Annotated in this window: 8 protein-coding genes; 4 read left to right on the plus strand and 4 right to left on the minus strand. The window is 35.4% G+C overall.

Annotated features, from left to right (window positions below):
* The first annotated feature begins 145 nt into the window (after positions 1 to 145).
* Complete coding sequence (locus OOK82_RS05480; RefSeq protein ID WP_264686804.1) at positions 146 to 1,981, plus strand: ankyrin repeat domain-containing protein; 1,836 nt, start codon at positions 146 to 148, stop codon at positions 1,979 to 1,981.
* Between the two features lie 64 nt (positions 1,982 to 2,045).
* The gene (gene hemA, locus OOK82_RS05485; protein WP_264687269.1) at positions 2,046 to 3,242 is read left to right on the plus strand and encodes a 5-aminolevulinate synthase; all 1,197 of its coding nucleotides are present in this window, start codon (positions 2,046 to 2,048) and stop codon (positions 3,240 to 3,242) included.
* 321 nt (positions 3,243 to 3,563) lie between these two features.
* Here hemA and OOK82_RS05490 read toward each other — a convergent pair whose 3' ends face one another.
* From OOK82_RS05490 to rimM, 3 genes are read right to left on the minus strand one after another with little or no spacing between them, the layout of a single operon-like run.
* Entirely contained in the window at positions 3,564 to 4,256 is a 693-nt protein-coding gene (locus OOK82_RS05490; RefSeq protein ID WP_264686803.1) for an inositol monophosphatase family protein, read from the minus strand.
* On the minus strand, positions 4,257 to 4,823 hold the full coding sequence (gene efp / locus OOK82_RS05495) for an elongation factor P (protein WP_010403241.1): 567 nt from the start codon (positions 4,821 to 4,823) through the stop codon (positions 4,257 to 4,259).
* A gap of 59 nt (positions 4,824 to 4,882) precedes the next feature.
* Positions 4,883 to 5,383: a ribosome maturation factor RimM gene (gene rimM, locus OOK82_RS05500; RefSeq protein WP_007302194.1), complete on the minus strand. Its 501-nt coding sequence runs from the start codon at positions 5,381 to 5,383 to the stop codon at positions 4,883 to 4,885.
* A 97-nt stretch (positions 5,384 to 5,480) separates the two neighbouring features.
* On the opposite strand from rimM, the gene OOK82_RS05505 reads away from it, so the two are divergent.
* Positions 5,481 to 9,080 carry a DEAD/DEAH box helicase gene (locus tag OOK82_RS05505; RefSeq protein WP_264704546.1) on the plus strand — a complete coding sequence of 1,200 codons (3,600 nt, stop codon included), beginning with the start codon at positions 5,481 to 5,483 and terminating at the stop codon, positions 9,078 to 9,080.
* 514 nt (positions 9,081 to 9,594) lie between these two features.
* Positions 9,595 to 10,983: a group II intron reverse transcriptase/maturase gene (ltrA, locus tag OOK82_RS05510; RefSeq protein ID WP_264686800.1), complete on the plus strand. Its 1,389-nt coding sequence runs from the start codon at positions 9,595 to 9,597 to the stop codon at positions 10,981 to 10,983.
* On the opposite strand, the gene OOK82_RS05515 is transcribed toward ltrA, so the two are convergent.
* A complete protein-coding gene (locus OOK82_RS05515) occupies positions 10,980 to 12,149 on the minus strand; it encodes an aspartate aminotransferase family protein (RefSeq protein WP_264686799.1) in 1,170 nt (389 codons plus the stop codon). The genes ltrA and OOK82_RS05515 overlap by 4 nt on opposite strands.
* Positions 12,150 to 12,168 lie beyond the last annotated feature (19 nt).

A 12,168-nucleotide genomic window follows, 5' to 3' on the forward strand; every position in this document is an offset into this window, starting at 1 on the left:
GTAGTCTATCATTTAATAATTTATTATAATTATATTGATTATTAATAGATAAAAACTTGGTAGACTACGAAGAGATGCTTGCTAAGTTGACAAAATTGCCATTTAATGCTACACTTAGCTTAGCTACTAATTAGTGAGGAAAAACATGTTAGGTTCAGATTTTGTATCACAGGAATCAAACAAAATTTTAAAGAAATCAGATTCTAGGGATTCAGGAACTGAAGAAGGGTTTGAAATTTTAGAACGAGAGGAAAAAGAGCGCCGTCGTTCTGAGGATTCAGGTAATGAAAGTCAAGAGGAATCTGGCGTTAATAATTCTGATACTAAATCTAGTGCAGTAACTACGTTAGAATTTCAGCTAACGCAATCTCTGCTGGGTCAAGTAAAGGCAAATGAGAATAATGAAGATGTAAAGTCTGGTAACACAGCTTATCAAGACCTATATAGAACGGATTTTTTTGTAATCAATGATCGCACTATAGATAATAGTTTCATTAAAGGGTTATATGATAAATATAATGAGGGAGATGATAAACGTCTGTTTGCAAAGTATGTTTTTACGGAAATTTTTAAACATGCTAAAGCAGAGGTTCCGAATGATTCCCTCATAGAGGAATTAACCACAAGTTGTAATCAAGCGGGGTATATGGCTTTCCTTGCTATCCGAATACATAGTATATTAATAAAATATCAGGTACTTTCTAGCGATTCTTACAAGAAGATCATGTACATCGATTGTTCTGATGAGAATTATGTACGCATTAACTATAAGTCATCAATGGTGGCACGCAATTCTGATGAGCCAGAGAAGGAGATATGTGAATTAGACAGTTTACTTAGATTCACACTTAAATTTCATAATGGTGAAGTAGAGTATGAAAATGGTAAAGTAACACTTATCATTCCTGAGGAATTAAAAGCTGGTAGGGAAAGTTTACTAGACGATATTAATGAACGTTTCACAGATTATGATAATGATGGATTTATTCGTTTACACGTTGCAGCACAAAAAGGTGATGTTGAGCTTGGCAGGCGTTTACTAGAATGTGGTGCAAATATTGAGATTAAATCAAAAACAAAAGTAGGTGGTGACACTGCACTTCATTTAGCTGCTAGAAATGGTCATAAAGATTTTGTGAAGCTTTTACTTGATAACGGTGCAAATGTTAATTCAGTGAGTAGTACAGGCAGCAGAGTAACTCCTTTACATGAAGCAGCGTACGATGGACATTTAGATGTTGCGGAATTGCTAATAGAGCGTGGCGCAACAGTTGATGCTAAAGATCGGCATAACTTTACTCCTTTGATGTATGCTTCTGTACAAGGCAATTTGGAAGTAGTGAGGTTACTTTTACAAAAAAAAGCAGATCTTTATTTACAGGATAATAATGGTGAAACTGCACTGCACTTAGCTGCTGATAATGGTCATTCTGATGTAGTTGCCATTTTGATAGGTGCAGCAAAAGATAAAAAAAAGTATGTTAATACACAAAGTAGGTATATTGGTACTGCGTTGCATGTTATAGCTTATAATCGAAAAATAAATGAAGGGCATAAAAAATCTGCAAAATTGCTAATAGACAATGGTGCAAGCCCGTATTTAGAAAATGATCCAATTATTAAGAAACCATTAAATACTCCTTTGAAAGAAAGCTCTTTAGATATGGCAAAAAAACAAGGAAATAAGGGATTTTTGGAATTTATGTCATCTTTAGGCTATTCAGCAACCGTACCAAGCAATTCAAAGAATGATCTACAAAACACAAAAAAGTATGTCGCAGCTGCTTCTGCACTTGCAATAGCTGGTATTGCATTAGGAGTGGCCGTTGCAGTTTACTTGGAAATGTTAGCAATAGGAATAGCAGTTGCAGTTTGTTGTCTTATTGCAGCTACAATTACGTACTGCTATAGGCCTAAAAGCTTAGTTGAGGATAATCAGGTCAAAAAGGTTATGCAGACAGAAGAATGTCAGTCTAAGTAATAAATATAGTAGTCTATCATTTAATAATTTATTATAATTATATTGATTGTTAATAGATAAAAACTTGGTAAACTACGAAGAAATATTCTTAAATAAAATCAAAGATATAAAAGAAGAAGGGCGCTATCGTGAATTTACGCATTTTGCGTCATTACCTGGCAAACTTCCCTATATTATGGATTATGAAAGAAATAGAGAGGTTATTGTCTGGTGCAGTAATAATTATCTGGGAATGTCACAAAACGATAGTGTCATTGCTGCTATTCAAAATTCATCTGTTGGTGCTGGAGGAACAAGAAATATATCAGGTACAACAAAGGAAGTTGTTGAGCTCGAGAAGTCTTTGGCTGACTTGCATCAAAAAGAAGCTGCTTTAACTTTTGCTTGTGGCTATCTTGCCAACCAAACTACACTTAGTACTTTATCGTCTGTTATTCCGGGCGTGGTAATTTTTTCAGATGAGAAAAACCATTCTTCAATGATAGAAGGTATAAAATCAGGAAAAAGACCGAAGCACATATTTAGGCATAATGATGTTGATCACTTAGAGCAGTTGCTAAAGTCTATAGATATAAAAACGCCGAAAATAATAGCACTTGAATCTGTATACTCAATGGATGGTGATGTAGCACCGCTTGAAGCGATATGTGATCTAGCAGATCAGTATAATGCAATTACCTATTTGGATGAGGTACACGCAGTTGGCATGTATGGACCGCGCGGTGGCGGAATTGCAGAAAGAGAAGGTTTGATGGATAGAATAACTGTTATTCAGGGTACATTATCAAAGGCTTTTGGAGTGATGGGTGGATATATAGCGTCTTCAAAGAGCTTGGTGGATGTAATAAGAAGTTCAGCCCCAGGATTTATTTTTACTACTGCTATGTCACCCGTTTTAGCAGCAGCAGCAAAGGCAAGCGTTGAGCATTTAAAATCGAGCAATGTTGAAAGAGAGAAGCAAAAGCAGTCTGTTGAAAAGGTAAAAGACTCACTGAGAAACGCAGGAGTGAATTTTATGCAAACAGAAACTCATATAATTCCAATCATAATTGGCGATCCTGAGTTGTCCAAAAAAGCATCAAAATTGTTATTTGATGAGTATGGAATATATGTACAACATATAAATTACCCAACAGTTTCCAAGGGGACTGAGCGCTTCCGTATTACTCCTACGCCTTACCATACAAATGAAATGATAGAGCATTTAACAAAATCTCTTGTAAAAGTTTTTGAGAAATTGTCTGTTTGTGTCTGTTGTTGAGTTTAAAGTTGCCAAGAATAAGGTATCTATTTAAAAGCATGGTTAATGTACAAAATCAGTGCTTTATTTCTTGTCATGAAAGTAGCTAACACTGGGATCTATAGCTCACACAGGTAAAGTTTACTCTTTTGTCATCCTATGGCTTGACCATAGGATCCAGTCTAAACAATCTGGATTCTAGTGTCACGTGCTGGAATGACACCTATTTGTTCCTATAGTTGTCTTTTCTCGTCTATCTTATTTTGCCACCCTGCTGCAATGAGGGGTAGGTAAGACCATTTATTATTTTCACTACGTGACTTTTGCTCTTTTGAATGAACTTTAGTTTATATCTCCAGCAATGACAAGCGCGTTATCTTCCCTTAATCTCCCACCGCTTTCTTGCAGAAAAAGCCTACCGAGTGAAGTTTTATATTTATTAATTCCAGAGTAAATTATTCCATTGTATCTTCCGGCAGCAAGATATGCAAAACCTAGTACCGTTGAGCCAAGGGAGCGTAGATTATTATTGTCAAGTGGTAATTTATTTAACAAATTACCACTTATGTCTATTATTCCCCCTTCACGAGCTTTCATCCGCATTTTTACATGGCGAGATTTGAAATCTTCAAGAAAAGCTCCTTTCTTTTCCTCTGCCCAGAAAGTTTCTCTAAGCGCTGGAGCATCAATCACAGCTGCTACAACTCTGTTTTTATGAATGAGACAAACTGATACTGCAAAATAAACCATACAACTAAAAAGGTTTTCCTTGCCTTCTATAGGTATAATAAACCAAGTATAACTGCCGTCTTTTAGATCTTGGCCCACATCGTCTTCAAAAATAAAGTCATAGTTCTGGTTGTAGTTTTTCAAGCAATCGTATATAAGTTGCTTGGATTTTGAATAAGTTTTATTGATAAAGTCTGCTGACTTAACGCTTGAAATTTGCAATTCATTAAAATCACGTATAAGCTGCTTGGAGGCACTGCGTACAGAATCAAGCATCACATTGATTCGTGGTGATGAAATGGCCATTTACTCTTTTACTCTTTCGTAATAGCTATTATCAGGAGTATGTACTACAATTTTATCCCCTTCTTTTATAAATTGAGGCACGTTAACACGTATTCCGTTTTCCAAAATTGCAGGCTTATAAGAAGCAGTAACAGTCTGCCCTTTGATAACAGACTCTGTTCCTTTTACAGTTAGTGTAACGTGATCAGGCACATGTGCAGAAATTATTTTATCTTGATAAGTTACTACTTTAATTTTCATATTATCTTGCAAATAAGCCTTCTTTTCCCCTAATAAGTCTAAATTTATAACAATCTGCTCGTAACTACTTGGATGCATAAGATTTACGATATTCCCTTCAGTAAAGAGATAAACATATTCCTCTTCATCTAAAATTGCCCTTCTGATTGTTGCATCAGAGCGAAACCTCTCATAGTACTTTGCTCCTGTTTGGATATTTTTCATTTCAGCTTGTATATATGCACCACCCTTACCAGGTTGAGTATGCATAATACTTATAACCGAAAATAAACCACCGTTATGTTCTAGTACCTGACCTGGCCTGATATCATTAGCCCTTTCTGCCATAATTACACTTTTAATTTAGTCTGATGATTATAAATAACTTTATACAAATATCAAAATTTTTATTGGCCAATGAATTCTGGCATGTTGATTACTATATATCTTTCCTTCATGTTGATGTATGGAAATATTTCTTTAGTGAAAGATAGCATAATGTTTTTTTTTGTGCTGATAACCAAAATTTCTAATATATCCCCTGAGCCAAAATTATGTACAGACTTCACATAGCCATATAATTCATTACTTTCTAATCTTACTTCCATATTCACAAGATCATTTTGGTAAAATTCATCCTCATCATTTAATTGTGGTAGCTTATTTCTCTCTATATATAACTTTTTATTTCTTAAAAGTTCTGCTTCATTACGGGAGTTCACACCGCTAATTGTTGCTATTACTAAATTATTACTGACAACAGACACCAAGCTTATTTTATAATTTTCACTTCCGCTTATTAGTTCACCATATAGGAAAATATTTTCGGGCTTTTCAGTAAAGGTTTTTATCTTAACAGCTCCTTTGATTCCATGGGGAGAAGTAATTATTCCGAGGCATATATTCATATTAATATGATAGTTGAAATCAGCTTTTTGTCTATAGAATTGACAATTTACTGAATTAACATACAATTAATATTGTGATAATTATAGTGGATAATGTGTGAGTTCTATCAGCAATCAAGAAAAGCAAAGTATTATAAGTGGCTTAGAAGAAATCAACTGTAAGTTGCAAGGTGAATCTATAAAACTTGATGATACAAAGGAATCTATAATAGTAGCACGTCGTAAACCTGTTGTTGAAGAGGCATTAGAACATTTACGCAACCCTTCTACTACTAACTGTAATGTTCTGATCGATGCAGAAACTGGGTTTGGCAAGACTTACGATATTGGAATGTGGAGCCATGTACTAGCCCAAGCAGGGTTTCATCATCTGGTTGCAGTACCAAACAGTGATCTAGTAAACCAAGCTAAAAAAATGATGAGTAGTGCATTTACTGTAAACATTAGGACACCCAAAACTGCTGAGGAAATTAAAAATGCACTGCAGGCAACTGAACCTACAACAATTATAATAACACATGACCTGCTATTACAGCAAGAAAATGATCAGAAATTAAAAGACCAAAATACCAAGTTGTGGATTAGTGTTGATGAAGCAGACAGTATTAATAAGCAGCAGGATTTTGAGAACATGTGCAAGCTTGATGAGAAATATCCTACGACTTACCTCACTGCAACACCAAAGAGAAGGATTTTAAATAGATGCGGAAAAGTTATCAGCCCGACAAGATTGAGTAGACGTTGTATTGCAAACGCCATCGAAACAGCAAGTGTTATTGCAAAAACCAATAGGAGAACAAATTTCACTCTAGCATTTGTAGTGAATATTGCTGTTACTATAATACCTATGATTACATTATTTCCTGTTATAAATAGTAATGTTGCTGCTGTAATTGGTCTAACTTCAGATTATTGGCTGTATTCTGCTTTGATTGGAAACTTATATTATACAATTTCTATGTTTATATTTGGTATAGTAATGTTGCCAATTTGGTGGGTACTAACTAAAGCAACTGGTGTAGAGTCAAAAGAACTGCTTTCTAGATTTCTTGCTAACGTGCGTAGCTTATTTACTAGAGAAAAATCGAGCCCAGCTCATGAATATGTTGAAGAGAGCGAAGAAGTTTTTAATTACAATAAGCTTGTTGATACCGATGATTTATTAACTTCTATAAGATGGAATGTGCAAAGCCCAATTGGAGAAAGTGCTCTGCTTTTAGCTGATGATGTAAATAGTATAGTTAATCTTAACTTTGCGTTGCAGGGTAGAGATAATTTAGTATATGAAGGTAGTACACGTTATGAAGTGTATAATAAATTTCAGCCTGAAGGGATATCTTATCAAGACTATAGGCTCAAGTTACGCGAAGCGAACTTTATAAGCTGCGTTAAAAAGCAACATCCTAGTCTGACAGAAGAGCAGATATCTGAATTAAAAGAAAAGGTGGATTTCAGTAGTACTGCTGAATATCTAAAATATAGAGTAATGCATTCAATGATCGATCTTACTCTCTCATATTTAATGAAGTGTGATAATATTACTTTAGATAAAAAAAGAAGAGAAGGTTTGAGTGAATTGATAGAAGATGTTAAAAAGAATGTTAGCACCACTAATGATAACAATATTATAAGCTACCTAGAGAGAAAAGGCTTTAGTGAGCAATTTGCTAGAGATGAGCTCTTACCGCAAATAAAGACAGTAATTGAAGCATTGAGTAAAAGTGATAATGAGCAATGCAGCTTAATAGTTGATAATTGGCGCTTAAGCAAAGAGCTCCATGACCTCATGGAAAGAGAGGAAGGTATACTACATAGTCTCATTGATTTCTGCAAACAAAATAAATGTATCTTTGCAGGAATTGGGAAAAATGATCTTGGTATTGGAGAAAACAGACTCTTTTCAGCGATAATACGTAATCAGATAGGTGGATATCGAACTCTTTATTGTGATTATGAAAAAAGAGATTTTGATTCATTGGCTAAATATGCGTTGACAACGGTTATAGATGGATCGAAAGGTCGTGGATTTGATAGTGAATATAATCATGTTGCATCAATATTTGCAGATTCGGTTAGTCAGTTCAATAATCCATCTGAAGCCCTACAGAATCTTGGAAGAAATAGAGAGCGTAATGAGAGCAGACAATCATGGTTTTTCGCTGCTGCAGGTGAAGAAGTTGAGCTATTTGTGAATAAGATCTTAGCAAATTTTAAAAACGAACCACAGAAATTTTGTCAGAAAGTTTTGTTTCCAGCTACTAATAAATACAATAAGTTGCTAAAAAATAGAATGGGAGAAGAACTTGGAAGAAAAATAGAAATCTATATTAGTAAAAATATTGATGCATTAGGAAATATTGATGATTCAGCTCTGAAGAAGTTTTCTAGTGATTTGATAAAAGAAACGTATGAAAAAGTTCATGATATAAATGATTTTGATGTCAAAAAGACAGAACAAGATTTACATAGGATTTTAAAAAGTACAGAGGCATACCTTCGTTCATATGAGAACAGAATTAAAAACAACGGTAAATTATCTTGCACACGCTCAGCTTTATTTTCTGTGGGGAGTGCTATAACAAAGGTAATGTATTATCTTTGGGCAGGGTTTGACTATTTAGTCTTTTTGGCTAAAGCGTACAATATAGATAAATCTGGAGATACCAGTGCAAGAGCGTATGTACACATAATCAGAAACTGTCACTGTGAAAGTAGTGTGAAGGCGCAAAATGTATTGGTTCATGCATTAGAAATTGCCAAAGAACATGACAGCAGTTTCAAAAGAAATAGTTTGTACGAAGGCAATGAGGATAGATGTAAAGAAAAAATCATCTCATATTTTCAATCCAAGCAATATATACGTGCATTAGATAGAACAATTGCTCAAATTGAAAATAAACACTTGGTAACAATTTTGAAAGCTGTAGGCTACGAAGATGATGCTAATAAAATGGCACAAGAAATCAAAGATTTTTTATGTGATTTAAAGAATTTAAATTGTGTAGACTTGAGAGAAAAATATTATCAAGGCAACTTATATCAAGAAAGCAAATTATACAAAATCAATAATCAAGTTAGTACGATAATTGATGAAATTGTAAGGTGTCATAAGTGGCATCATGGAATAGAGGACTTAGAGCTAAAATTAAAAATCAACCATAATATTTTTGAAGTCAGAGTTAACAATGATTTTTCTAAGTTACGTGAGAAAAACTTTAACAAACGCTCTAAAGAAAGGACATATCTAGGTAGAGCTATGTTACTTATTGGGTTTATAATTTCAATGGAGCTTATAGGTAGAATATCATCAGGTCAGACCATGCCATTGCCTTTACTTTGCGGTTTTATAGTATTTGGACCACTGGCACTCTTGTGTGGTGCATTGTTATATGAAATAACAACCTATTTAGTGAGAGGAGCATTTTTTACTTTTGGAGTGCCAGTTGTGTTAGAGGAGCTATTTAAATTCATTGTTAAAAACAGTTTAATGCAGAAGTTATTAGATGTGGCATTATCGTTTGGTAATGGTGCTTTCTTAGGTGTTGAGAAGAGTGCCGTGCAATCTTTTATATTTGAAGATGCAACAAAATTTGACTCACTAAGTGATATAAATGAGCTTACACTGATAAGAGAACAGGAAAAGGCAAAGTGTACAAATGAAGTAGCTGATAAAGTTGTAGCTACAGGTGCGCCGTAGAGACATGGAAAGTGTTGAAGCTGCATGATAGATGAGGGTGGGCCCCTCGGAGCCGGTTTACAAGAGCAGGCTTTAAACAACCATAAGCTGCTTTGGTAAAGAGCCAAGGTGGTGAGCGTTATGGAAAAGGTGCAACTATGCATCATGTGTGAAGTAGAGAGATGAACGAAAGTGAACCACTGATGAAGTGTCGAAAATGACAATTAGGAGGCGTCAAAACCAGGGGTTCTGTAGTAACCTGGGATAAGTCTATCAGGAGCTTGTTTACTGGGTAGATGGCGTCCGGCATAGAGGTGGCATGAATCTATTTTAGGCTATTGTGCGGAACTACGGGAACCTGTCGTTTCGATGATAAGGAAGAAATCCAAGGAGCTAAACTCTAAGGATGAGAGTACCGATGCGAAAAACAGGGGCGGATCAGCTCGTAGTAGTGAAGAAGTTTCTGTAATGGGAATGGAGCGAAGGGGCTGAGTTATTTAGTTTTAGTTATTTATCAACCGCAAGGGAGGAGTTAATGAATAAAACAAAGTCTTTTGATATACCAAAGCAACTTATTTGGAGAGCTTATAAACAAGTATCGAGAAATAAGGGTGCTGCTGGTGTAGATGAGGTTTCGATAACAAAATTTGAGGAAAATCTAAAAGATAATCTGTACAAACTATGGAATCGGATGTCATCTGGAAGTTATTTTCCAGAAGCTGTAAAAGCTGTTGCAATACCGAAAGGTACAGGAAGAGGACAAAGAATTTTAGGTGTTCCTTCAGTAATCGACAGGATAGGGCAAACAGTAGCTTCTATGTATCTTGAGCCGCTAGTAGAGCCAAAATTCCACGAAGATTCATATGGTTATAGACCAAATAGATCTGCATTGGATGCGGTAGACACAGCGCGTAAAAGATGCTGGAGGTACGATTGGGTGATAGATCTTGATATATCAGGATTTTTCGACAATTTAGACCACAAGTTGGCATTGCAAGCTATCAAGAAGCACACAGACTGCAAATGGGTCATACTGTATGTTGAAAGATGGATGAAAGCTCCAATTCAGCAAACAGATGGCAGTAAGGTAATCAGGGATAAAGGAGTTCCACAGGGAGGTTCAATAAGCCCGATAATCTCAAACATATTTATGCATCATGTATTTGATGAGTGGATGAGACAAAAGTGCCCAACAATACCATTTGAGAGGTATGTAGATGATGCGATAGTGCACTGTAAGACTCAGAAGCAGGCGGAATTTATGAAGATAGCAATTGAAGAAAGATTGGCTGAGCATAAGCTAAAATTACATCCTGAAAAGACACAAATTGTGTACTGCAAGGATGACAATAGAAAAAGTGAATTTCCTACGCAAAGTTTTGATTTTCTGGGCTACACATATAGACCAAGGTTAGCAAAAAGTAAAATAGGAAAGCATTTTGTTTCATTTCTTCCTGCAATTAGCAACAAAGCCAAGAAAAATATTACTACAACCATAAGGTCATGGAAAATACTACGAAATACACACAAAACATTAGAGGAAATATCAAAGATAGTAAATCCAATAGTCAGAGGATGGTATCAGTACTATGGCAGGTTTTACAGGAAAGAGATATACAAACCTCTGAGAAACATAGAGCGGCACCTAGAAAAGTGGGTCAGAAGAAAGTACAAGAAACTTCGAACTCATGGAAGACTAGCAAGGCAACTTCTAGGAAAAATGAGAAAGGAAGGGCCAGAAACTTTCTACCACTGGATATTAGGTTTAGGTCAAAAGATGAATAATGGAAGCTGTGTGAGTCGAGAGGTTCATGCACAGTTTTGCGAGGGGCTCGTGGGGAAGTTCCACCGGTCTACTCTCCCTTTATCTGCAATTTTGATACAGCCAACAACTAGTGAGCAGGAAGGTTTAGTTTTTAACTAGAACTTTTCAGATAAATACTGAGTGAGGATTTCAATGCCTTCATCAATCTCTTTTTCAGTGATAATGAGTGGAGGCAAGATTCTTAGAACGTTATCTGATGTTACTCCAACAGTAAGTAAACCACGGTGACTTAGCTCTTCTGCAAATTTTTGGTTATTCATTTTTACTTTTATTCCTAGCATCAACCCTTTTCCTCTCACTTCTTCTATCATTGGAAACTTGCTTGCTAAATTTTCTAGTTTGTTTTTTAAGTACTTACCTCTAACTTCAACATTTTCTAAGAAGCCAGGGCTGAGCAATTCATCCAATACAGCATTACCTACTGAAGTTGCAAGTGGATTACCACCAAAAGTAGAACCATGCATACCGACCGCCATGTACTTAGCAACCTTTTCAGTTGCAAGACAAGTCCCCAGAGGGAAACCTCCTCCTATTCCTTTTGCAAGAGCACATATGTCAGGCTTAATTCCTATGTGTTCATATGCAAATAACTTTCCTGTCCTGCCAGCACCGCACTGAACGCAATCAAAAAATAGCAGTATGTCGTTTTCGTTACATAGTTCTCTTAGCTCTTTCATGAAGACTTCACTCATTACTTTAATACCACCTTGTCCCTGTATTGGTTCTATTAATATAACACCTATGCCATTAGAAATTGCTTTCTTTACACTCTCAATATTGGGCTCTATGTTATCACACCAGTCAATATAAGGATTCAGTAATTCAGAAAATTTCTGTCTATCGTTTGTTGCACAAGTTAAAAATGTCCTTCCATGAAATGCACCATGAAATGTTAGAATTCTATAGCGATTTTTATTACCTTTTCCATTTTGATAGGCCCTAGCGATTTTAAGTCCACATTCCACTGCTTCTGATCCAGAATTTGCAAAAAATACAGTATTAGCAAAGCTGTTGTTTATTAAATTTTCTGCAAATTTGTTGGCAGTAGATATATTATAGGTATTTGATATATGCCATAGTTTTTCTCCTTGTAATTTTAGGACATCAGTTAATCGTGGGTTGGCATGACCTAAACTGCTAACAGCTATTCCAGAGTGAAAATCTATATAGCGCTTATTATCGATATCATACAAGTAAATACCTTTGCCATAAGAAAAATTTATGTTAACAGGAGAATAAACTGGCAAGATAGGAGAAATTGTCATAAAAGTATGATATGCTAAT

It is taken from the genome of Wolbachia endosymbiont (group B) of Apotomis betuletana (assembly GCF_947250475.1).
Lineage (GTDB): Bacteria > Pseudomonadota > Alphaproteobacteria > Rickettsiales > Anaplasmataceae > Wolbachia.

Excerpts from the sequence above, each read along its gene's own strand:
- OOK82_RS05480 (WP_264686804.1), top strand. The coding sequence starts at position 146 with ATGTTAGGTTCAGATTTTGTATCACAGGAATCAAACAAAATTTTAAAG.
- OOK82_RS05490 (WP_264686803.1), bottom strand. The coding sequence starts at position 4,256 with ATGGCCATTTCATCACCACGAATCAATGTGATGCTTGATTCTGTACGC.
- efp (WP_010403241.1), bottom strand. The coding sequence starts at position 4,823 with ATGGCAGAAAGGGCTAATGATATCAGGCCAGGTCAGGTACTAGAACAT.
- rimM (WP_007302194.1), bottom strand. The coding sequence starts at position 5,383 with ATGAATATATGCCTCGGAATAATTACTTCTCCCCATGGAATCAAAGGA.
- ltrA (WP_264686800.1), top strand. The coding sequence starts at position 9,595 with ATGAATAAAACAAAGTCTTTTGATATACCAAAGCAACTTATTTGGAGA.
- OOK82_RS05515 (WP_264686799.1), bottom strand. The coding sequence starts at position 12,149 with ATGACAATTTCTCCTATCTTGCCAGTTTATTCTCCTGTTAACATAAAT.